The 21,619-nt window shown below is 71.5% G+C and carries 18 protein-coding genes and 1 riboswitch; of the genes, 7 read left to right on the top strand and 11 right to left on the bottom strand.

Annotation, left to right across the window (positions count from 1 at the left end; genetic code table 11):
* Positions 1–9 precede the first annotated feature (9 nt).
* The 7 genes from OG959_RS35505 to OG959_RS35475 all read right to left on the bottom strand — a co-directional run bounded on the left by OG959_RS35505 (position 10) and on the right by OG959_RS35475 (position 7,773).
* Positions 10–489, bottom strand: a complete 480-nt coding sequence (locus OG959_RS35505; RefSeq protein WP_219571770.1) for a carboxymuconolactone decarboxylase family protein — start codon at positions 487–489, stop codon at positions 10–12.
* Complete coding sequence (locus tag OG959_RS35500) at positions 486–1,565, bottom strand: NAD(P)H-dependent amine dehydrogenase family protein (RefSeq protein ID WP_326665143.1); 1,080 nt, start codon at positions 1,563–1,565, stop codon at positions 486–488. The genes OG959_RS35505 and OG959_RS35500 overlap by 4 nt, the downstream gene beginning before the upstream one ends.
* Before the next feature lie 111 nt (positions 1,566–1,676).
* Complete coding sequence (locus OG959_RS35495; RefSeq protein ID WP_326665141.1) at positions 1,677–3,155, bottom strand: esterase; 1,479 nt, start codon at positions 3,153–3,155, stop codon at positions 1,677–1,679.
* 195 nt (positions 3,156–3,350) lie between these two features.
* Positions 3,351–4,238 carry a transglycosylase SLT domain-containing protein gene (locus OG959_RS35490; protein ID WP_326665139.1) on the bottom strand — a complete coding sequence of 296 codons (888 nt, stop codon included), beginning with the start codon at positions 4,236–4,238 and terminating at the stop codon, positions 3,351–3,353.
* Between the two features lie 3 nt (positions 4,239–4,241).
* Positions 4,242–4,427: riboswitch (cyclic di-AMP (ydaO/yuaA leader) on the bottom strand.
* Positions 4,428–4,722: 295 nt separating this feature from the next.
* On the bottom strand, positions 4,723–5,556 hold the full coding sequence (locus tag OG959_RS35485) for an ABC transporter ATP-binding protein (protein WP_326665137.1): 834 nt from the start codon (positions 5,554–5,556) through the stop codon (positions 4,723–4,725).
* Positions 5,557–5,563: 7 nt separating this feature from the next.
* Positions 5,564–6,652 carry a FecCD family ABC transporter permease gene (locus tag OG959_RS35480; protein WP_326665135.1) on the bottom strand — a complete coding sequence of 363 codons (1,089 nt, stop codon included), beginning with the start codon at positions 6,650–6,652 and terminating at the stop codon, positions 5,564–5,566.
* Positions 6,653–6,690: 38 nt separating this feature from the next.
* On the bottom strand, positions 6,691–7,773 hold the full coding sequence (locus OG959_RS35475; RefSeq protein ID WP_326665133.1) for a FecCD family ABC transporter permease: 1,083 nt from the start codon (positions 7,771–7,773) through the stop codon (positions 6,691–6,693).
* A 162-nt stretch (positions 7,774–7,935) separates the two neighbouring features.
* Here OG959_RS35475 and OG959_RS35470 point away from each other — a divergent pair, with 162 nt between their 5' ends.
* The 7 genes from OG959_RS35470 to OG959_RS35440 all read left to right on the top strand — a co-directional run bounded on the left by OG959_RS35470 (position 7,936) and on the right by OG959_RS35440 (position 17,496).
* The gene (locus OG959_RS35470; protein WP_326665131.1) at positions 7,936–8,931 is read left to right on the top strand and encodes an ABC transporter substrate-binding protein; all 996 of its coding nucleotides are present in this window, start codon (positions 7,936–7,938) and stop codon (positions 8,929–8,931) included.
* On the top strand, positions 8,928–9,725 hold the full coding sequence (locus tag OG959_RS35465) for a 2,3-dihydro-2,3-dihydroxybenzoate dehydrogenase (RefSeq protein ID WP_326665130.1): 798 nt from the start codon (positions 8,928–8,930) through the stop codon (positions 9,723–9,725). Before OG959_RS35470 ends, OG959_RS35465 begins: the two co-directional genes overlap by 4 nt.
* Positions 9,726–9,801: 76 nt before the next feature.
* Positions 9,802–11,025 (top strand): isochorismate synthase DhbC, encoded by a 1,224-nt coding sequence (gene dhbC, locus OG959_RS35460; protein WP_326665129.1) that lies wholly within the window; start codon positions 9,802–9,804, stop codon positions 11,023–11,025.
* Positions 11,022–12,698 carry a (2,3-dihydroxybenzoyl)adenylate synthase gene (locus OG959_RS35455; protein ID WP_326665128.1) on the top strand — a complete coding sequence of 559 codons (1,677 nt, stop codon included), beginning with the start codon at positions 11,022–11,024 and terminating at the stop codon, positions 12,696–12,698. Before dhbC ends, OG959_RS35455 begins: the two co-directional genes overlap by 4 nt.
* Positions 12,699–12,710: 12 nt before the next feature.
* On the top strand, positions 12,711–13,343 hold the full coding sequence (locus tag OG959_RS35450; RefSeq protein WP_326665126.1) for an isochorismatase family protein: 633 nt from the start codon (positions 12,711–12,713) through the stop codon (positions 13,341–13,343).
* A gap of 5 nt (positions 13,344–13,348) precedes the next feature.
* Complete coding sequence (locus OG959_RS35445; protein ID WP_326665124.1) at positions 13,349–13,576, top strand: phosphopantetheine-binding protein; 228 nt, start codon at positions 13,349–13,351, stop codon at positions 13,574–13,576.
* Positions 13,573–17,496 carry an amino acid adenylation domain-containing protein gene (locus tag OG959_RS35440; RefSeq protein WP_326665122.1) on the top strand — a complete coding sequence of 1,308 codons (3,924 nt, stop codon included), beginning with the start codon at positions 13,573–13,575 and terminating at the stop codon, positions 17,494–17,496. The genes OG959_RS35445 and OG959_RS35440 overlap by 4 nt, the downstream gene beginning before the upstream one ends.
* 59 nt (positions 17,497–17,555) lie before the next feature.
* Here the strand turns inward: OG959_RS35440 and OG959_RS35435 are convergent, their stop codons facing one another.
* The 4 genes from OG959_RS35435 to fes all read right to left on the bottom strand — a co-directional run bounded on the left by OG959_RS35435 (position 17,556) and on the right by fes (position 21,542).
* Positions 17,556–18,557: an IS481 family transposase gene (locus OG959_RS35435; RefSeq protein WP_326665120.1), complete on the bottom strand. Its 1,002-nt coding sequence runs from the start codon at positions 18,555–18,557 to the stop codon at positions 17,556–17,558.
* Positions 18,554–19,063 (bottom strand): hypothetical protein, encoded by a 510-nt coding sequence (locus OG959_RS35430; RefSeq protein WP_326665118.1) that lies wholly within the window; start codon positions 19,061–19,063, stop codon positions 18,554–18,556. The genes OG959_RS35435 and OG959_RS35430 overlap by 4 nt, the downstream gene beginning before the upstream one ends.
* 10 nt (positions 19,064–19,073) lie before the next feature.
* The gene (locus tag OG959_RS35425; protein WP_326666801.1) at positions 19,074–20,156 is read right to left on the bottom strand and encodes a DNA polymerase III subunit beta family protein; all 1,083 of its coding nucleotides are present in this window, start codon (positions 20,154–20,156) and stop codon (positions 19,074–19,076) included.
* 117 nt (positions 20,157–20,273) lie between these two features.
* The gene (gene fes / locus OG959_RS35420) at positions 20,274–21,542 is read right to left on the bottom strand and encodes an enterochelin esterase (protein WP_326665116.1); all 1,269 of its coding nucleotides are present in this window, start codon (positions 21,540–21,542) and stop codon (positions 20,274–20,276) included.
* Positions 21,543–21,619 lie beyond the last annotated feature (77 nt).

Genomic DNA, 21,619 nt, shown 5'->3' with positions numbered 1-21,619 from the left:
GGCTGTTCCTCAGTGGCCCGGCAGTACGCACACCGCGTCGAGGCCCAGCACATGGTTGAGCCGGCCGAACGCCAGCCAGGAACCGATGCTCATGCTCAGCTCGACGATCTCGTGCTGGCTGTAGTGCGCGGTCATCCGGGCCCAGAACGCGTCGTCCAGGCCGTGGTGGTCCAGGGCGTACCGCTCGGCGTACTCGGCCGCCAGCCGGGTCCGGTCGTCGAAGGCCTCGGTGGTGCGCCATTCGTCCACCGCACCGGCGAACTCCTCCTCGACCTTCTGCCCGTCGCGTTCGGTGCGCCAGTCCAGGCAGAAGAGACAGCCGTTGATCTGTGCGATGCGGAGCCTGGCGGCCTCGAACTCACGGAGTCCGAGCGTGGTGTGCTCGTACACCGACAGCGAGAAGTTCGCGGCGGCCATGCCGATGCCGGGGACCATGTCGCCCCACACGTAGCCGATCGGCTCCTGGCCCTCGGGGATGTCGATGATCATGACTGCTTCCTTCCGAGTCGGCCGGCTGCGGGACGCAGGGGGACGTCGAGCGCGTCGTAGAGTCCGGGTTCCGCCTCCACCAGCCAGTCGATGGCGTTCACCAGCCGGCCGACCGCGGTGGCGTTGCCGCCCGCCGAGCGGTTCTCGCCCTCGTCGGTGGCCTCGACGGTCACCTCGATGCGCGGGCGTCCCTCGATGATCACCCGGTGGGCACCGGCACCGTCGGGCGGCGAGGGCCAGTCCGGAGCGCACGACGGATGGATGCGGGTGATGTGCTCGATGACGATGCGGGGTTCGCCCTCGACGATGCCCTGGACCTCGAAGCGGACCGCTCCCTGGGTGCCGGCCCCGAACTCTCCCATCGTCCTGGTCGTGACGGTGGTTTCGAGAGCCCGCCGGGCCATGGTCTCGCGGATGTCGTCGAGTTCCACGCCCAGGGCCCGGGCCATCAGCCGTATCTGACCGCCCCACACCATGGTCGGAACGGAGTCCGCGAGCATGAGGGGCTCGTACTCCATGGGGTGTCCCATGCCGATCAGGTGGCGGACCGAGTCGGGCTGGTCGTACGTGGAGTAGTCGAAGATCTCCTGGCAGCGGATCGCGTCGATTGTCGTGCCGAGCCCGCTCATCAGCAGGGGCAGTACGTCGTTGCCCCAGCCGGGGTCCACGCCGGAGACGAAGAGCGATCCGCCACCGCCGGCCACGGCGGCCAGCACCGGTTCGCGCAGCTCGGGCGGGGCGCCGCGCTGGTCGTAGAGCGCGTACAGCGCCGGGGTGACGACGACGGCACCCCCGGCCACCGCCCTGGTGATGTCGGCCAGTGCCTCGTCGGGGCGGATGTCGCCGGAGGCCGCGTACACGACCGCCCGGGGGCTCGTGGCGAGCACCGCTTCGACGTCGTCGGTCGCCGCGACGCCCAGATCGCGGTCCAGCCCGGCCAGGGCGCCCGCGTCGCGGCCCACCTTGCCGGGGTCGTGGACGAGTACGTGCGCGAGTTTCAGGGCCGGATTGGCCTCGACGGCGCGGATGGCCGCACGGCCGACATTGCCGGTTCCCCAGACCACCGTGGAAATCATGCGGCGGAGGGTAGCGCGCGGGATGAAAGGTTCATAGTGGCATCGCACACCGGGTTGGGAGCGTACGGGGACAGGCCCGAGAAGCCCGTCCCCGCCCCGCTGTCCGGGCTGTTACCCGCCGATCGCGGTCCCGTAGCCGGCGCCCGTCTCCGTACCTCCGAACGTTCCCGCGTCGAACGTCCACGAGCCGGCGGCCGTCACGCCGCCGGAACCGGCAGGGAACGCCCAGACGATGCCGTCCCCGGCGTTCTCTCCGGGCGCCGCGGTCAGCAGACCGGACCGCCCGTCGTCGTCGGGGTCGGTCAGCCGCGCCTGGCCGCCCCAGCGGTCACTCTTCTCGGGAACGCCCGGCACGTTCACCGAGTCCTGGTCCCAGGAGGCAGCACCGGTGGCGGTCAGCCCGCCGGCCGCGCCGCGCAGCACCCACACGGCCCCCGCGTCGGCGACCGTTCCGACGTCCTCGCCGGGGGCGCCGACGGCCACGTCCGCGTACCCGTCGCCGTCGGTGTCAGCGACGGAGAGGCCGGCGCCCCAGCCGTCGCCGGCCTCCGGGCCACCGGGGACACCGGGGGTGTCCTGCGTCCACCACACGGGCGGGGTGCCCGGGCCCTCGGCGCCGACCGGCCCGTCGCCGGCGCTGCCGTAGTACACGCCGACCACACCGCCGGTCATCGACGCGCCGCCGTCGTCGGGGCTGTGCGGCTCCCCGGTCACGAGGTCGTCGTAGCCGTCGTGGTCGATGTCGCCGGAGGCGACGGCCGGGCCGCCGCGCAGGTCGTGGTCGTAGCGGAGGCCCTGGACCTCGCCGAGGAGCAGCGCGGACCAGCCGTGTCCCGGCTCCTCGCCGACGGTGACGCCGGAGATGACGAGGTCGGCGAGACCGTTCCCGTCGTAGTCGCCGGTGGTCAGGGCGCGGGGCGCGATCTCGCGCCCGGGGGTGCCGGGGACGTGGCTGCTGCTCGACGTGGCGTTCCGGCGGGTTCCCGGGGCGTACTGGAACAGGGTGAAGTCGGCGCGGTCGGTCACGGCCAGCTGGTCGCCGGGTATGTCGGGGCTGAAGTGCGCGGCGGCGAGTGCGCTGCCGAACCCGGCGCCGACGGCGGGTTCTCCGGCCTGCAGCCAGTCGCTGCCCGATCCGGAGAGCCCCTGCGCGGAGCCCCACAGGACGACGATGCCGCCCGCGTCGGTCACCGGTTCGACGTTCTCGCCGGGGAGGCCCACGACGGCGTCGTCGTACCCGTCCCCGTCCAGGTCGCCCGTGGTCAGGGCGGCGCCGAACCCGTCCCCGGCCTCGGCGCCGCCCGGTACCCCGGTGGTGTTCTGGCTGAGGAGGGCGCCCCGGGCGGTGTCGATGCCGCCCGGCCCGCCGTACTGCACGGTGACGTAGCCGGCGCCCTTCTTGCCGCCGATGGTCCCGCCGGGCGCGCCGATGAGCACGTCCTCGTAGCCGTCACCGTTGAAGTCGGTGTGATGGTCGTCCGCGTGCGTTCCGCCGGGAGTGCCGGCAGCGGCAAAGGGCGCGGCGGCGGCGGCTCCTGCCATCAGGAGGAATGAGGCCGCGACAACGGCGGCCGGTCGGTAGGTGCGCACGAGCGGCTCCTCGGTTCAAGGATGACCGGGCGGGACCGGGGGGATGCCGGGAAGAGCCCGTTAGCCTCCTGGCGCCCTGTTGGACCGGCTCTGCGGCACAAGGGTTGTACGGCATCGCGAAAGGGGTGGAAGAGAGCTGTCCAGCTCTCTTCCACCCCTTTTCACGGCTCGGCGCGAGGGCGGTACCTCAGTGGATCAGTAGGCCCCGAAGACGTTGTCGATCGAGCCGTACGTCGCGGCGGCGTAGTTGCACGCGGCGGTGATGTTGGCGACGGGGTCCAGGATGTCCAGCGAGGTGCCGGGCACGTGGTAGGCGTCGAACGTGGGCTGGATGACCTGGAGCAGGCCCTTGGACGGGGTGCCGGCGACGGCGTTCGAGTCCCAGTTGTTGACGATCTGCGGGTTGCCCGAGGACTCGCGCAGGATGTTGCGGTGAATGCTGTCGTAGCTGCCGGGGATCCCGTGCTCGGCCATGACGGCGAGGGACTCCTTGATCCAGCCGTCGAGGTCGTCGGTGTACGCCGTCGCGCTCTGCGCGGGGGCGGTCTCGACGGTCTCGGCGGTCTGCTCGGCGACGGGGGTCGCCGTCCGCTGGGATCGGTCGGCGCGGTCGGTGCTCTCGGCACGGTCGGCCGACGGCTGCGCGGCGCTGCCGGAGGTGTTCTCCGACTTGAATTCGGACTTGGTCGCGGCCTTGGGGGCGGTGGCCGTGGACTTGGCGCCGATGGTCAGCTTCAGGCCCGGGTGAATCAGGTCGGGGTTGCCGCCGACCACGCTCCGGTTGTCCTTGTAGAGCTGCGCCCAGCCGCCGTCGAGGGAATGCCCGCGGGCGATCTTGGAAAGCGAATCGCCGGAGACCACGGAATAGGTGGTGGACTTGGCCTGCTGTACGGCAATTCCCTTGCCGGCAACGGAAACCGGGGCTGCGGCCTTTTCCGCGACGACCGACTGGACCGGTGCGGCGGAAGCCGATCCGGCAGCGATCAGGGGGAGCGCGAGAACCGCGCCGCCCGCACTCACGGCAATGAGACCGCGGGTCAGGGGGGTGGACTTGGAACGACGGTGCTGACCCTTGATGGGCATGGCGCTTTTCCTCTCCGCCGCCTGCGAGGTGAGCTGTCGGGTTCGGACTGGAGATGTCCGGCCGCACATGGCGACTTCACCCCTAGCCGCTCCGGATTCCCGGAACGGCGGCAAACCTGGGTCCCCCGCTCCTGCCGCACGTGAGTGGTCGGGTTACCGGACGGCGGCAGGATTCGGCGTTCCATCCGGATTGACGGTGACCGTAAGCGAGAAAGACCGGGCGAAACAAGCCCGGAATTCCTGATCACAATTGATCCGCAAGATCAATAAAAGGAAATGTGCGACGCCCGTCACATCCGGGCGGGTCAACTTTCTTGGGGCGTCAGGGAACCGAAGCGTCTGGTTCCGCGTCAGGAGCGGGAAACGTGACGCTGACCACTGCGCCCGAAAAGGGTGATTTGCCCTCCGTCGGAGAGTCACACCCCCGGAAACATGACCACGGTGGTCATTCTTGACCATTCCGACGAATCGGTGAATTAGGACATCAGGGGGCGGGGGTCGGCTGCACGGCGACGCCGGCACGGCTGCGCGGCACCACGACCGGTGAGCCGTCGCCCGGGGCCGCGAGTATGTCCGCGTCGAGCGCGTACAACTCCTTCACCAGCGCTTCGTCGACCGTCTCCCGGGGTGCGCCCGTGGCGATGACGCGGCCGCCCTTCATGGCGACGAGCAGGTCGGCGTAGCGGGCCGCGGCGGCGAGGTCGTGCTGGACCATGACGACGGTGCGGCCGGTGGCCGCGACCTCGCGGACGAGTTCCAGGACCTCGACGGCATGCCCGAGGTCGAGGGCACTCGTCGGTTCGTCGAGCAGGACGACCGGGGTCTGCTGGGCCAGCACCATCGCGAGCCAGCAGCGCTGGCGCTGCCCGCCGGACAGCCGGTCGATGCGCTCCCCGGCCAGCGCGGTGGTCCCGGTGGCGTCGAGTGCCTCGCGTACCGCCCGCTCGTCCTCGCGCGACCACTGGCGCAGCAGCCCCTGATGCGGGCTGCGGCCGTAGCGCACCAGCCCGGCCACCGTGACCGCTTCGGGGGCGCGTGGTGACTGCGGCAGCAGCGCGACATGGTGGGCGGCCCTGCGTCGGCCGGTCTCCCAGATGTCCGTGCCGCCGATGAGGACCGTGCCGGACTCGGGGCGGTGGAGCCGGGCGACGGTCCGCAGCAGGGTCGACTTCCCGCAGCCGTTGGGTCCCACGATCGCGACGACCTGCCCGGCGGGGACAGTGAGGTCGACGTTCTCGACGACGGGTCGGCCCGGATATCCGGCGTGCAGGCCACGGACTTCGAGGCCCGCCTTCGTACCGGTCGGATTCTCGGTCATGTGCGGCTCACGCCTTTCCGGCGGCCGGGTCTGGCCGCAGCAGTACCCACAGGAGGAAGGGACCGCCCAGGACGCTGGTGACGACCCCGACGGGCAGTTCGACCGGCGCGGCGACACGTCCGATCGCATCGGCCGCGGCGATCAGCGCGGCTCCGGTCAGCGCCGAGGCGGTGACCGGGACGCGGGTGGGACCGGTCAGCCGCTGAGCGAGGATCGGCGCCGCCAGCGCGACGAAGGCGATGGGGCCGCCGACGCCGACCGCCGTGCCCGCCAGCAGGACGGCGAGGACGAGTGCGACGGTGCGGACCCGTCGCAGGTCGACGCCGAGGGAGCTCGCCACCTCGTCGCCGAAGCGCAGCAGTTGCAGCCGGTGCCCGGCGGCCAGCGAGAGCGGGACGAGGAACAGCAGGACCACCGCCAACGGCATCCCGGCGTCCCAGTCGCGTCCGTTGAGGCTGCCCACGGCCCAGAGGAACACGCCGCCCGCCGTGTTGTCGTTCTCGCGCGACATGATCAGGTCGCTGACCGCGCCGATGAAGGTGGAGATGCCGATCCCGGTCACCAGCAGCCGGTATCCGGCGCTCCCCGCTCCTCCCGCGCACAGGACGACGAGGACGGCGGCGGCCACGGCTCCGATCGGGCCGAGCCACCAGTTGCCGACCATGCCGGTGGCGGATCCCGCGGCCGCGGCGACCACGGCAGCGGTGGCGCCGTCGTTGACCCCGACCAGGTCGGGTGTGGCCAGCCGGTTGCCGGCCAGGGTCTGGGTGAGACAGCCCGCGATGCCGAGGGCGGCACCGACCAGCAGACCGGTGAAGACCCGGGGAAGCCGGAAGTCGCGCACGATCATGACGGTTCCGGCATCGCCGGTTCCGAGGAGTCCCGAAAGGGTCTGCGAGAGGGTCATTCCGGTCGAACTCGCCATCACCGCCAGGGTGATGAGGAGGACCAGCAGCGGAAGGAGCAGCGCGGCGGCGAGCGCGCTGCGCCTCGGGAGGAGCCAGGAGAGCGTCCCCGTGCGGAGCACGACGCTGTCGGGCGGGGTCACGTCCGCCGGGCGGGTTCCGTGGTGGACAGCCGGGGTCACGTCCGTCACGCCGGAACTCCCGCCATGGGCAGTGGGGGTCACGTCCGTCACGCCGGAACTCCCGCCGCGGACAGTCGCGAGGAGCGGGCGATCCACACGAGCAGGGGGCCGCCGACGAAGGCGAGCAGCACGCTGACCGGGGTCTCCCAGGGCCGGATCACGATCCGCGCGAGGATGTCCGCGACGATCATGATGTCGGCCGCGATGAGGGCGGACAGGACGAGGGCGGCGGTCATCCGTGCCCCGGCCAGAGCCCGCGCGGCGTAGGGCGCGAACAGTCCGAGGAAGGCGATGGGGCCGGCCACGGCCACCGCGCAGCCGGCGAGCAGCGAGACGGCCGCGGCGACGACGAGCCGGATCCGGCCGGGATGGTGGCCCAGCGAGCGGGCGCCGTCGTCCCCGAGCCCGAGCGCGGCCAGCGGGCGAGCGCAGCCGAGTGCGGTGAGCAGGCCCACCGCGATCAGGGGCATGAGCGGTGCGAGGTCGGAGAGTTCGATGCCGGCGAGCGAACCGATCGTCCAGTAGCGGTACGTGTCGAAGGTCGACTGGGTGCCCAGCAGGACGTACGAGGTGAGGCCGTGGAAGGTGGCACCGAGCGCCGATCCGGCCAGGACGAGCCGCAGCGGGGAGCCCCCGCCGCGTCCGGACGCGGCGAACAGGAGGACGGCCGCGCTCGCGACCATGCCTCCGGCCAGGGCCCACACCAGCAAGGAGGCGGGTGAGTCCGCGCCGAAGAAGGTGAGCCCCAGCACCACGGCGAAGGCGGCTCCGGAGTTGACACCGAGCAGCCCCGTCTCGGCGAGCGGGTTGCGGGTGGCGGCCTGCAGGAGGCAGCCGGCCGTTCCCAGACAGGCCCCGACCAGGACCGCGGCGAGTGTGCGCGGCAGGCGTACGTCCACGACGGCCAGGCGCAGTTGCGCGTCGGCCCGTGCGGCCGGGTCGCCGACGAGGTAGTCCCAGGCGCCGCCCGCCGAACTCGACCCGGTGCCGATGAGCAGGGACAGCAGGACGAGGAGGGGCAGCAGGAGCAGGAGACCGGTGGCCGCCCACACGGCAGTGCGCCCTTCCCGTGGTGGGGTTCCGGTGGGGTGGGACCCGGTTCCGGGCCGTCCCCCTTGCACGATCGACATATGGTTAGCCTAACCTAAGTAAGCCGGGCGGCCGGCGGTGGGCCCCAGGGGCTCCCCCTGCCCTGAAACGGCGTCAATCGCCCCGCCTCGCCCCTCTTCGGTGCGGCGGAGCGCGCCGCCCGGACCGATCTCACCACTCGAACAAAACGGAGATTCCAGGCCATGGCCCCGAATTCAACCTTCGCTTCCCGCGGCCTCGTCCGCCCCTCGGTGGCGGCCTCACTGATCGGCATCTGTGCCCTGGCGTTGACCGCCTGCGGCTCGTCCGAGGCGTCGGACGGCGCCGCCGGCCCGGACTCCTCCTCGGCCGCGAAGACGAATCAGGTGACGGACGCGACCGGAACGTCGGTGAAGGTCCCCGCGGCGCCCGAACGCGTCGTGGCCCTCAGCGAGATGGACCTGGACGCGGCTCTCGCGCTGGGCGTGAAGCCGGTGGGCCTGACCGCCGGCCGCGGTCAGAAGGGTGCCCCCGGCTACCTCGCCGACCAGGCGAAGGGCATCCCCGTGGTGGGTGCGGTCACCGGGCCGGACATCGAGAAGGTCGTCCAGGCCAAGCCGGATGTGATCCTCGCCGGCCAGCTTGCCGACGAGCAGGTCCTCCAGCAGTTGCGCAAGATCGCTCCCACGGTCGTCACGATCGACGGCACCAAGGACTGGAAGAAGGCGCTGACGCTCACCGGCAAGGCGCTCGGCCGGGACAACAACGCCAAGGCGTTCCTCGCCGACTACGCCACCCGGGCCGCCGCCCTCAAGAAGGACCTGGGTGCGGAGGCGGACAAGAGCGTGTCCGTCGCCCGCTATTCGGCCAAGGGCTCGGCCGTCATGCAGCAGGGCGTGTTCATCAGCGACGTCCTCAACGACCTGGGGTTCACCCGTCCCGGTATCCAGAACGAGAAGGGCGAGGGCCACTCCACGCCGATCAGCGACGAGAACCTCAAGGAGATCGACGGCGACTGGCTCTTCATCGGCACCCTCACCTCCACCGGATCGGACCAGGACCTCGTGGCCGAGCTGTCCAAGAAGCCCGCCTACAAGCAGCTCAAGGCCGTGAGCGGTGGGCGGTCGACCGTGATCGACGGCACGAAGTGGACGAGCCTGGGCGGCGCGCAGGCGGCCGTCTCCGTGCTCGACGACATCCGCAAGGCCATGGTCAAGTGAATCCCGCCCCGGAACTCACCGGCCGGCTCGCCCTCGTGACGGGGGCGGGCCGTGGGATCGGCGCGGCGGTGGTGCACGCCCTCGTCGAACGCGGTGCACGTGTCCTGGCCACCGACGTCGCCTCCGACGGCATCACCGCCCTCGCCCGTGAGTACGGCGAGCGGGTGGCGGCCCGCACGCTCGACGTCACGGACGCCACAGCCGTCGAGGCGCTCGTCGCGGAGGCCGAGGACACGCTCGGCCCCCTGGACATCGCGGTCAACGTAGCCGGTGTGCTGCGGTGTTCGCCGGTCGCCGAGCTGACGGACGACGACTGGGCGGCCACCTTCGCCGTCAACACCGACGGGGTGTTCCACGTCTCGCGGTCCGTATCGCGCCGGATGGCCGGACGTGCAACGGGCAGCATCGTCACCGTCGCGTCCAACGCCGCGGGCATCCCCCGCACGAACATGGCCGCGTACGCGGCGTCGAAGGCCGCGGCTGTCATGTTCACCAAGTGCCTCGGCCTCGAACTGGCCCCCCTGGGCATCCGCTGCAACACCGTGTCGCCGGGCTCGACCCTCACCGACATGCAGCGCGGCATGTGGCCGGCCGGAGACTCCAGGGACGAACAGGCCGCCGCCCAGCGGGTCATCGACGGGGACGGGGCGAGCTACCGCACCGGCATACCGCTCGGCCGGATCGCCGACCCGGCCGACATCGCCGAGGCCGTCGCCTTCCTCGTGTCCGACCGGGCCCGCCACATCACCCTGCACGACCTCTACGTCGACGGCGGCGCCACGCTGCGGGCCTGAGGGCGTGTTCCGAGTCCCGCCCGCCAGAACCCTCCGACAGCGGATCGCAGCCCTCCCCCACTGGAGACAGGAAGACATGTCCGCCTCACTGCGCGTACCCACCGCCCCGCACCGGGCCGCCCCCCGCACCTCCCCTCCCCCCTCGCCCTCACCCGGCGACGCGACCGCGCTGCTCGACGCCTACCGGCCCGGCACGGACCGGTTCCTCGCCTCCTCGCGCCAGACCCTGCTCGCTTCCGGCACCACCGCCGAAGTGCCGCACGATTCGCGTCCGTTGAGCGCCCGCGTACGTGAAGTGCTCGATACCCGGCGGCGTGCCGGGGACCCGGCGCCGATCGTCGTGGGCGCGCTGCCCTTCAGCCCGGACGCCCCGCCCTCGCTGGCGGTCCCGCAGTCCGTGCGCCGGGCGTCGGCGCTGTGCGAGGACCCGCTCATCGCACTCCCCGGCCCCGCTACGGAACCCGGCACCTGGCAGACCCGCGAGGTCCCGGCCGCCGCCGACTACGCCGCGTCGGTGGCAGCGGCGGTGCGGCGGATGCGTGCCGGGGAGTTCGACAAGGTCGTCCTCGCCCGCACCCTGGAGCTGACATCCTCCCGCGACCTCGATCTGCCCGCCATGCTGCGCCGGCTCGCGCAGCACGATCCGAAGGGCTACACGTTCGCGGTCCCCAGCGGGCCCGGCCGCACCCTCGTCGGAGCCAGTCCCGAACTTCTGGTGGCCCGTTCCGGCAACGTGCTCACGGCCAACCCGCTGGCCGGGTCCGCGCCGCGCAGCAACGACCTGGCCGAGGACGTCCGGCGTGCGGCCACGTTGCTGGAGTCCCCCAAGGACCTGCACGAGCACGCCGTGGTCGTCGCCGCCGTCCGGGAGGCCCTGGCCCCGTTCTGCGTGAGCCTCGACGTGCCCGAACGCCCCACCCTCGTACGGACGGCAGCCATGTGGCACCTGTCGACGACCGTCACCGGCAGGCTCGCGGACCCCGCCACGTCCTCCCTCGACCTCGCCTCGGCGCTGCACCCCACACCGGCGGTGTGCGGCACCCCGACCGACACGGCCCGCGCCGTCATCGCGGAGTCGGAACCCTTCGAGCGCGGTGCCTACACCGGCATGGTCGGCTGGCAGGACGTGGACGGGGACGGCGAGTGGGTCGTGACGATCCGCTGCGCGGAGGCCGAGGGCCGCTCGCTGCGGCTGTTCGCCGGCGCCGGTGTGGTGGCCGCCTCCTCGCCCGAGGCGGAGACCGCGGAGACCGGCGCCAAGTTCCGCACCTTCCTCAGCGCCGTGGGCGCCGCGCTGTGAGCGCGGCCCCGCAGAGCGACGCGCCGACCTGGCCCGCGGGCTTCGCCGAGCGCTACCGTGCGGCCGGTCACTGGCGCGGTGAGACGTTCACGGGAGTGCTCCGGGCACGCGCCGCCGCCCACGCCGACCGGGTGGCGGTCATCGACCCCGCGGACGGGCGCCGCACCCGGACGTACGGTGAACTGGACGAGCGCGCGGCCCGGCTGGCGGCGGGGTTCGCGGCACGGGGCATCGTCAAGGGCGACCGGGTCGTCGTCCAGCTGCCGAACGTCGCCGAGTTCATCGAGGTCGTCTTCGCGCTCTTCCGGATCGGTGCACTGCCCGTCTTCGCCCTGCCCGCCCACCGGGAGACGGAGATCGGCTACTTCTGCTCGTTCACCGAGGCCGTCGCCTATGTGATCCCGGACCGGCACGCCGGCTTCGACCACCGGGAACTGGCGACCGCGGTGCGGGAGCGGACCCCCGGCCTGCGGCACGTGTTCGTCGTCGGTGACCCCGGCGAGCACACCGCACTGTCCGACGTGCCGTGCGAGGATTCCACTCCGCTCGACGGGCCCGAGCCGCACGACCTGGCCTTCCTCCAGCTGTCGGGAGGCACGACGGGAGTGCCCAAACTCATCCCGCGTACGCACGACGACTACATCTACTCGCTCCGCGGCTCCAACGAGATCTGCGGTGTCGACGAGGACACCCGCTTCCTCGTCGTGCTGCCGGCCGCGCACAACTTCCCGATGAGTTCGCCGGGCTGGCTCGGTGCGCTGTACGCGGGCGGCACGGTCGTCCTGTGTCCGCGGCCCGACCCGGCGACGGCCTTCCCGCTCGTGGAGCGGGAGCGGGTCACCATGACGGGAATGGTGCCGCCGCTCGCCCTGGTGTGGACCGAGGCCGCGGCGGACGCGGAGCACGACCTGTCCAGCCTGGACCTGGTCCTCGTCGGAGGCGCCAAGTACAGCGAGGCGGCCGCCCGGCGGCTGGAGCCCGCGCTCGGCTGCCGGCTCATGCAGGTCTTCGGGATGGCCGAGGGCCTCGTCAACTACACCCGGCTGGACGACGACCCGGAGACGGTGGTCACCACACAGGGCCGGCCGATCTCCGAGGACGACGAGATCCGGATCGTGGACGACGCCGGACAGGACGTTGCCGAGGGCGGCTACGGGCATCTGCTGACCCGTGGCCCGTACACGATCCGCGGCTACTGGCGCGCCCCCGAGCACAACAGGACGGCCTTCACCGAGGACGGCTTCTACCGTACGGGCGATATCGTGCGCCGCGCCCCGGACGGAAGTCTCGTGGTCGAGGGACGGGCGAAGGACCAGATCAACCGGGGCGGCGAGAAGGTCGCGCCGGAGGAGATCGAGAACATTATCCTCGCCCATCCCGCCGTGCACGACGTGTCGGTGGTCGGCGTCGAGGACCCGTTCCTCGGTGAGCGCACCCTCGCGTACGTGATCCTGCGCGCGGACGCCCCGGCGCTGAGGCCGGTCGCCGTGAAACGGCATGTGCGCGAGCGCGGAGTCGCCGCGTACAAGGTTCCCGACCTGGTCGAGTTCGTCGACGTCTTCCCGCAGACCGGAATCGGCAAGGTCAGCAAGAAGGGACTGCGCTCCGGGACCGGTCCCCCACCTGGCTCCGCCCCCGCCGAACAGCACCGAGTCCGCACCGCGCGGCACTGAAAGGCCCTCCCCATGGCACTTCCCGCCATCGCCCCCTATCCCCTGCCCGGCGCGGACGACCTCCCCGCGAACCGGGTCGCGTGGACCGTCGACCCGGCGCGCGCCGTGCTCCTCGTCCACGACCTCCAGAACCACTTCCTCGGTGCGTACCGCTCCGGCGAACAGCCACTGACCGGCATGCTCGGCAACACGGCCCGCATCATCGGGGAATGCCGCTCCGCCGGCGTCCCGGTGGTCTACTCGGCGCAGCGCGGCGGTCAGACCGCCGCGGAGCGCGGTCTTCAGCTCGACTTCTGGGGGCCCGGCGCGGCCGACGACGCCGAGGCCCTCGCCATGCCGGAGTCCGTCGCACCGGCTGCCGGTGAAACGGTTCTCACCAAGTGGAAGTACAGCGCGTTCGTCCGTACCGAACTCGACTCCCTGATCCGGGAGTCGGGCCGCGACCAGCTCGTGATCACCGGTGTGTACGCGCACATCGGCGTGCTGATGAGTGCCGCCGACGCCTGGATGCGGGACATCCAGGCGTTCGTCGTGGCCGACGCGGTCGCCGACTTCTCGCGCGAGGACCACGACATGGCGCTGCGCTGGGCGGCGGGCCGCTGCGCGGTCGTGACCACCACCGACACCCTTCTGAAGGAGATCTGAGCACCATGGCCCTCACCCTGGAGCAGATCCGCAAGGACATCGCCGAGTCCCTGGGCGAGGACCCCGCGGACATCCCCCTCGACGAGAACCTGCTCGACCACGGGCTCGACTCGGTCCGCATCATGGCACTGCTCGGCGGGTGGCGCCGCGATCACGACGTGCGCGCCGACTTCGCCGATCTCGCCGAACAGCCCTCCGTCGAGGCCTGGGCCCCGCTGCTGGGGGTCTCATGACGGTCCTGCTCACCGACACCGTCGGCACCTCACCGGACGGGCCGGACACCGTACTGCCGCTGACCGCCGCCCAGTCGGGCATGTGGTACGCGCAGTCGCTCGATCCGCTCAGTCCGGCTCAGAACACGGCGGAGTGCCTGGAGATCGACGGACCGCTCGACCAGGAGCTGTTCGCCGACGCTCTGCGGCAGGTCATGGCGGAGACGGACGCGCTGCGCGTCCGCGTCGAGGACGGGCCGGAAGGACCGCGGCAGACCGTCACGGCCTCGGCGGAACTGCCGCTCGCCGTGCACGATCTGCGGGACGTGCCCGACGCGGACGGGGAGGCGGAGGCGTGGATGCGCGCCGACCTCGCCGAACCCTGCGATCTCGCGGCCGGCCCGTTGTTCCGCCACGCGCTGTTCCGGGTCGGCCAGGAGCGGTGGCTCTGGTACCAGCGGATCCATCACCTCGTCATGGACGGTTTCGGCTACTCGCTGCTCGTCCGGCGTACGGCGGAGGTGTACTCGGCGCTCGTCCGGGGCCAGGACCCCGGGCCCCGGACGTTCGGGACGCTCACCGGCCTCGTCGCGCAGGACGCGGAGTACCGTTCGTCGGAGGCGTTCGCGGCGGACCGCGCCCACTGGTCCGACGCCTTCGCCGACCGGCCTGAGGCGCCCCGGCTGGCGGGTCGCGGCGCGCTGCCGTCGCGTACGTTCCTGCGCCGCACCGCCCACCTCGGCCCCGAGGCCACCGACCGGATGCGGGAGCTCGCCACGCAACTCCGGGCCACCTGGCCGGAGGTACTGATCGCCGCGCAGGCCCTCTACACCTCACGGGCGACCGCCCGCTCCGAGGTCGTGCTCGGGCTGCCCATGATGGGCCGGGTGGGATCGGTGGCCCTGCGCGTGCCGGGCATGGTGATGAACGTGCTGCCGCTCCGGCTGACCGTCACGCCCGGCGCGAGTTTCGCGGAACTGGTGCGCCAGGTCGTGCTGGGTGTCCGCGCGGTCCGCCGCCATCAGCGCTACCGCTACGAGGACATCCGCCGCGACCTGCGGCTGCTCGGCGAGAACCGGGGACTGGTGGGTCCCCTCGTCAACGTGATGCCCTTCGACTACGACGTCGGCTTCGCGGGTACGCCGGCCCGGGCCCGTAACCTGTCCGCGGGCCCGGTCGACGACCTGACCGTCAACATCTACGACCGCGCGGACGGCCGCGGGCTGCGCATCGACCACGACGGCAACCCGGCCCTGTACGACGAGGACGCCCTCGCCGCCCATCAGGAGCGCTTCCTGCACCTCGTGGAGCGGCTGAGCGCCGAGGACCCGCACGCGGCGCTCGCGGCGCACGGCATCGCGACGCCTGCCGAACACGCGCTGGTCGTCGAGCAGTTCAACCGTACGGACCGCGAACCGCCGCCGACGACACTCATCGGCCCGATCGAGGCACAGGCCGCCCGCACCCCGGACGCGACCGCGCTGGTCCACGGGGACGTCTCCCTCACCTATGCGGAGCTGAACACCCGCGCCAACCGCCTGGCCCGCCACCTGCGGACCCTCGGCGCCCGGCCGGGTGCCGTGGTGGCGGTGGCGGTGCCGCGTTCGGTGGAGCTGATCGTCTCGCTGCTCGCGGTACTGAAGGCGGGGGCCGCCTATCTGCCGCTCGACCCGGAGTACCCGGCGGAGCGCATCACGTACATGCTGCGGGACGCGGCTCCCGTCTGTGTGATCACCGACCGTGCGGACCGTCTCACCGACGACGCGACGACGGCCCGGGTCGTCCTGGACGGCCTCGACGTCTCCGGGTACCCGTGGTGCGATCCGTCGCGCCCGCTGACACCCGCGCATCCGGCGTACGTCATCTACACCTCGGGGTCCACCGGACGTCCGAAGGGCGTCGTCGTCTCGCACGGGGCGATCGACAACCGGTTGCGCTGGATGCAGGACGCCTACGGGCTGACGACGCAGGACCGGGTGCTGCAGAAGACGCCTTCGTCGTTCGACGTGTCCGTGTGGGAGTTCTTCTGGCCGCTGCGCGAGGGCGCGGCGCTGGTCGTCGCGGAACCCGGCGGTCACAAGGACCCCGCCTATCTGGCCCGGCTGATCAACGAACAGGCCGTCACCACCTGTCACTTCGTACCGTCGATGCTCCAGGTCTTCCTCGCGGAGGCGGATCCCGGTGCGTGCGCCGGACTGCGCCGGGTCTTCTGCAGCGGGGAAGCCCTGCCCCGGGAGACCGCGCACGCCTTCGGGCGCGCTCTGTCGCACGTCGGGCTGCACAACCTGTACGGGCCGACGGAAGCGGCCGTGGACGTCAGCTTCCACGCGTGCGCGCCGCACGACAGCGGCCCCGTGCCCATCGGGCAGCCCGTGTGGAACACCAGGCTGTACGTGCTCGACGCCGCGTTGCGGCCCTGCCCGCCGGGGGTTCCCGGCGAGCTGTACCTGGCGGGCCGGCAGCTCGCCGACGGATATCTGAACCGGCCGGACCTGACCGCCGGCCGCTTCGTCGCCGACCCCTTCGCCGGATCGGCCCGGCGGATGTACCGCACGGGGGACCTGGCGCGCTGGACGGAGCAGGGTGAGGTCGAGTACCTCGGACGCACGGACCACCAGGTCAAGCTGCGCGGGCAGCGCGTCGAACTCGGTGAGATCGAGGCGGCGCTGGCGGCCCGGCCGCGGGTGGACGGGGCCTGCGCCCTGGTGCGCGAGGACCGGCCGGGCGACCAGCGCCTCGTCGGTTACGTGACGGGAGGCGCCGATCCCGCCGATGTGCGGGCGGCGCTGGCCCGGGAGCTCCCGGAGCACATGGTGCCGTCGGCGGTGGTGGCGCTCGATGCGTTCCCGCTCAGCCCCAACGGAAAGCTGGACCGCCGCGCACTGCCCGCCCCCGTCTTCACCGGCGGAGGCGGCCACCGGGTGATGAGCGCCCGTGAGGAGGCACTTGCGCTGCTGTTCGCGGAGGTGCTCGGAGCAGCCGTGGTGGGGCCCGACGACGCGTTCTTCGACCTGGGCGGAACCTCGCTGCTCGCGGTCCGGCTCGTGGCACGGGTGCGGGAGGAGTTCGGTGCCGAGCTGACGATCGGTTCGCTGTTCGAGGCGTCCACCCCGGCCGCGCTCGCCGCCCGGATCGACGGCGCGGGGCCGGCCGCCGAGGATGCCCTGGACGTCGTCCTGCGGCTGCGCGGGGGCAGCGCGAGGGCCCCGTTGTTCGCCATCCATCCGGCGGGCGGCATCGCCTGGTGCTACGCCGGGCTGGCGGCGCGGCTGGGCCCGGACCAGCCGGTGTACGGCATCCAGGCCCGCGGCCTGGTCCGTGACGAACCGCTGCCGCGGACACTTGAGGAGGAGGCGGCCGACTACGTCCGGCGCATCCGGGAGGTGCAGGGGCACGGCCCGTACCGGCTGCTGGGCTGGTCGGTGGGCGGGGTGCTCGCGCACACGGTCGCGGTGCTGCTCCAGGAGTGCGGCGAGGAGGTCGAACTCCTGGCGCTGCTCGACGCGTTCCCGGCCGAGCAGTGGCGGGAGCGGCCGGCACCGGAGGAGGGCGACGCCCTGACCGCGGTGTTGCGGATGGCGGGATTCGAGCGCACCGGCGAACGTACCCGCGAGGACGTGCTGGCCACGCTGCGCCGGGCGGGCAGTCCGCTCGCCGGACTCGAGGACCGGACGCTGTCGAAGATCGTCGACATCGTGCCCAACCACGCCCGCATGATGCGTGAGCATGTGCACCGCCGGTACGAGGGCGACCTGCTGTTCTTCACCGCGGCGGCGCCGCGGGCGGAGGACTGGCTGACCCGTGAGGCGTGGCGCGCGCATGTGTCGGGCGCCGTCGTGAACCACGATCTGGACTGCACCCACCCGCAGTTGATGCAGGAACGCTTCCTCGACACCATCGGAGAGGCTCTCGCTGCCCGGCTGAAGGAGCTGGACGCCTAGGGCCTCTCGTTTGGATCATGCCGGGCTCGCGGGGTCCGGCCTGATCCAAACGAAAGGCCCTAGGCGTAGGAGGTCATGACGTTGGTGACGCCGCCTGGTAGTTGTGCTGCCGGTGGTTGTTTTCCGAACGCGGTGTGGGGTCGGTGGTAGTTGTAGTGGACATTCCAGCGGCCAAGGAGTTGGGCGCGTTGGGCCTCCGATGTCCACGTCCGGGCGTAGAGGAACTCTTCGGCCAGGATGCGGTTGTATCGCTCGACCTTGCCGTTGTGCCGTGGGGTGTATGGGGCGATGCGTTGGTGTCTGGCGCCAAGGAGAGCCCAGGAGAAACTCTCGGCGCGGTAGCAGGCGCCGTTGTCTGTCACGATGCGTTCGATGCGTGTGATCCCATGTGCTGCGAGCCAGGCCCGGGCACGATGGAGGAAGGCAATCGCCGTCGTGGCCTTCTCGTCGGGCAGTGCTTCGCTGGAGGCGAGCCGGCTGTACCCGTCGACGGCCGAGTGCAGGTAGACATAGCCACCGCGCTCGGTTTTCTTCTTCCGCCGGTCCACGGCTTTCGCCTGGTCGCTGCCGCGTCCGTGCGCACGCCAGCCTCCGCCGTCGGGGATGCGGCCTACCTTTTTCACATCGACGTGGATCATGTGGCCGGGCCGTCGGGCGTGGATTTTCCGCGACTGTCGGTTGGCTTCACCGTCGGGGTCGATGAATCGGCGTCGGTTGAGGCCGATCTCGGCCAGGTGCCTGTTCACGGTTCTTCGGGCGATTGGCGTGCCGGCCTGGGACAGCTCGGAGGCGATCCTGGCCGCGGACCACTTGTGGGTGCGGCGCAGTTCTTCTGTGAGGCTGAGGATCTGGGACGGTGTCGCGGTGGGCTGATGGTGAGGTGCGGAGGAGCGGTCCTCAAGCCCGAGTTCGCCGTTTCGCCGGTATCGGTTGACCCACTTCGATGCACATGCCCGGGAGATCCCCATCTCGGCTGCTACGTGGGCGATGGGCCTCGTACTGCATCGCTCGACGAGGCGACGCCGTCCCTCAACGGTGAGAGGTGCATTCTTGTGCGTCACGCAGCGGAACCAGGCGCAGAGGTTCGCCGTGACCGGTCTCGCCCGGCGATAGCCTCAGCGACCTCTTGGATAGCGCCGCGAAGAAGGTCACCGTAGGGATCCTGAGGAAGGCTGGGTGCGTGCGTCTTGGCCGCGTTGATGTGCTCGGTGGCAGCTTCGAAGGAGCCGAGTCGACGGTAGTTGTCGGCGAGGTTGAGGTGCAGGGAGGGGTAGAAGCCAGCGATGTGGAGGCCGGCGTGATGCTCCTGGACGCGCTGTTCGGTCACGGCGTCGGCGGCGTCCAGGGCCCGGATGTCCCAGGCGAGGGCCTGGGCCGGATCTTCGTGGAAATCTGCCAGGTAGTGGGCGAGCGAGCAGCGGTGCAGCGGGTCACCGGTGACACCGATCGCAGACCACAGCTCCAGCAGTTTCTGGCGGGCGGAGGCATTGTTACCGGCTCGGCCCTCGGCGACGGCGTGGCCTATTGCTGCCATGGTCGGGTCGGGGCTGGCGGGTGCGGTGGTCATGGAGTGTTCCTCATCGTTCTTCTCGGGCGGAGTGGTCGGACTTGATGGGCATGGCCAGGGTGGTGAGATCGCCGCGGTCGGCGGATCGGATCGCGACGGGCTGGTCGTGTCCCCGTAGGTCGAGCAATACGTCGGGTCCGATCGCCGTGCTCACGGCGGGATAGAGCGTGGTCAGCTCGAACCAGATCCGGAGGGCCTGGCCCGCCACGGTGGCGGGGAGTGGGATGTCGGGGTGTCCTTCGTCCGCTGACATGACGCTCACTCCGTGGTCAGCGACATGCAGCCCGATGCGCTCGCCGGGGTGCTCTTCCAGGGCTCGCAGGAGCAAATCCTTCGAGACCGTCGCACGCGTCGTGACCTCGCCTAGTGACACGAGCATCAGCCGATAGTCGGGAAACTCCTCGGGCAGCAACCGACAGTGCCGGTCCTCTCGGTTGGCCGCGCGGAACCAGATCCCGTTCGAGACCGCTTCCAGTCGCACCAGTGGGCTGCGGCGAATCTGGGCGGCCGCAGCGCGCAGTTCGTCGGCATTGACCGTGCCGGCCCACGTCTGGCTCGGTGGTTCAGCCGGTACCAGGGTTCGAGTGGAGAGCCGGTATCGGTCCGTCGCGGTCAGGGTGACCGCCTCACGACCTGCCTCGATGCGCAGGCCGGCGAGTGCCGGCCTCCCGGACCCGTGCGCGGCCGCGGTCAGGACCTGCTCGACCGCATCCGCCAGCACGGGACCCTTCACCACCGCAATGGGAAGACCTGGCGCATTGCCGAGCGCAGACTTGATGACAGCAGCCTTCTGCTGCACGGCTGCCGCATCCCCAACGACCTTTGCGACATGCTCATCGAGAAGCCGGGAAGCCTCGTCGGCCCCGGAACCAAGTACAGCCTCGACAGCGGCCAGGGGCATAGCCAGCTCGCGAAGCTGACGCACCGCGGTCGCCTGAGCCACCTGGTCAGTGCTGTAGTAGCGGTAGCCCGAGACCGGGTCGACCTCGGCAGGGGGCAGCAACCCGGAGTCGGCATAGAACCGCAACGCGCTGGAGGTCAGACCACTGCGTTGGGCAAAGGCCCCGATCGGCATCAGCTCATCATTTGGCACCGCGCCATCATCAAGCTTCAACCAACTCGAAGGTCAACACCGACGAGCAGCGACACCAACCTCACGGCCAGCAACATCTAGGGCATGGACGCCCGACGCCCGCCCCCTTCGTCGCGGTCAGACGGAGGGGGCGCCCGGGTTCAGGAGGTCCACGAGGCCGTCCGCGAGTTCCGTACGCCAGCAGAGGTAGTCGTGGCCACCGTTGAACTCCCGGTAGGAGGCGTCCTCGTAGCCCGCGGAGGCCAGTGCGTCGCGCAGTCGCCGGGCGGCGGGCAGGGCCACCCACTCCTGCTCCCCGAAGGAGAGCCAGAACCGGACCGGCAGACGCGGGGATTCGGCGATCCGGGCGGTGAGCCACTCGGCGTCCGGTCCGTCCGGCCACCAGAACGAGCCGGACTGCGCAAGGACGTTGCCGAAGCGGCCGGGCGCGGTGAGGGCGGCGTAGGCGGCGGTGAGCCCGCCCAGGCTCTGTCCCGCGACGACCGTGCGTGCGGGATCGGCCGTGACCGGGAGGCGGGCAGCCGTCCAGGGCAGCAGTTCGCCGTCGAGGAACGCGACGAAGTCCCTGCTGCAGGCGAGGTCCGTCCAGCGGGTGGCCACGTCGACGGACTCCGGCAGCAGGGCCACCAGCGGGGGGATACGCCCGTCGGCGATCAGGTTGTCCAGGAGATGGGCGAGTCCGAGATGCGGCTGCCAGTGCTCTCCGTCCAGGAGGACGAGCACCGGCAGATCCGTCGCCCCGGGCACGCCGGCCGGCCGGTACGTCCAGACGCGCCGGTTCCCGCCGAGCCTCTCGGAGGGGACCTCGTGCACCGACACGCTGCCCCGGCGGGCATCCGGCCGCGGCAGCCAGTCCAGGGCGCTCGGGGCCGCCGGGAGTTCGGCGTAGGAGACCGGGTCGCCACCCCAGCGGCGGGGCAGCGAAAGGTGGTTCAGCGGATCGGGACGGCGCCGGGTGCGCAGCAGGCGCCAGTAGTCGGCGGCCTCCGGTCCGGGGCCGTCGCCCTCGTCCACGTAGAAGTCGTACGTGCCCCGCCAGTCGTGCCGCAGTCTCAGCGTCCAGTGCCACACGTCGGTGCCGGGGGCGTACTCCATCAGGTTGCCCTCGGGATCCCGCGGGTCGCCGAGCTTGTTGGGCAGCACCTGGACGGCTCGGGTGCCAGGAGCTCCGCGCCACAGGAACGTCACGGCCACATGGTCGTCGCTACCGAGCGGGTCCGGTCCGACGAGCGGCGTGCCGGAGCCGGCCACCCGGGCCCAGAACTGCTCGGTGCCGTCCGGGTCCGGGAGCGCGCAGACGGGTTCCGCGAGGCGGGTCAGCGGATCCGGCCGTGCCGTCCGGGGCGGTCGCTGGGGGGCGTCCAGGGGCGGGACGGACGTGATCATGGGAGTGGCTCCGAAGGACGAGGCGATCAACTTAGGGTCACCTTACCTTTCGGGTGGCGCGGATCCCGCCGCGGGCG

It is taken from the genome of Streptomyces sp. NBC_00385, assembly GCF_035917155.1.
Lineage (GTDB): Bacteria > Actinomycetota > Actinomycetes > Streptomycetales > Streptomycetaceae > Streptomyces > Streptomyces poriferorum.
The sequence above is the reverse complement of the archived record's forward strand: the minus strand, read 5'-3'. Positions and strand labels throughout refer to the sequence as shown.

Bases quoted from the DNA above. Each gene is read 5' to 3' on its own strand.
- OG959_RS35475 (WP_326665133.1), bottom strand. From the start codon at position 7,773: ATGTCGATCGTGCAAGGGGGACGGCCCGGAACCGGGTCCCACCCCACC.
- OG959_RS35470 (WP_326665131.1), top strand. From the start codon at position 7,936: ATGGCCCCGAATTCAACCTTCGCTTCCCGCGGCCTCGTCCGCCCCTCG.
- OG959_RS35500 (WP_326665143.1), bottom strand. From the start codon at position 1,565: ATGATTTCCACGGTGGTCTGGGGAACCGGCAATGTCGGCCGTGCGGCC.
- OG959_RS35490 (WP_326665139.1), bottom strand. From the start codon at position 4,238: ATGCCCATCAAGGGTCAGCACCGTCGTTCCAAGTCCACCCCCCTGACC.
- OG959_RS35430 (WP_326665118.1), bottom strand. From the start codon at position 19,063: ATGACCACCGCACCCGCCAGCCCCGACCCGACCATGGCAGCAATAGGC.
- dhbC (WP_326665129.1), top strand. From the start codon at position 9,802: ATGTCCGCCTCACTGCGCGTACCCACCGCCCCGCACCGGGCCGCCCCC.
- fes (WP_326665116.1), bottom strand. From the start codon at position 21,542: ATGATCACGTCCGTCCCGCCCCTGGACGCCCCCCAGCGACCGCCCCGG.
- OG959_RS35450 (WP_326665126.1), top strand. From the start codon at position 12,711: ATGGCACTTCCCGCCATCGCCCCCTATCCCCTGCCCGGCGCGGACGAC.
- OG959_RS35505 (WP_219571770.1), bottom strand. From the start codon at position 489: ATGATCATCGACATCCCCGAGGGCCAGGAGCCGATCGGCTACGTGTGG.
- OG959_RS35445 (WP_326665124.1), top strand. From the start codon at position 13,349: ATGGCCCTCACCCTGGAGCAGATCCGCAAGGACATCGCCGAGTCCCTG.
- OG959_RS35485 (WP_326665137.1), bottom strand. From the start codon at position 5,556: ATGACCGAGAATCCGACCGGTACGAAGGCGGGCCTCGAAGTCCGTGGC.
- OG959_RS35440 (WP_326665122.1), top strand. From the start codon at position 13,573: ATGACGGTCCTGCTCACCGACACCGTCGGCACCTCACCGGACGGGCCG.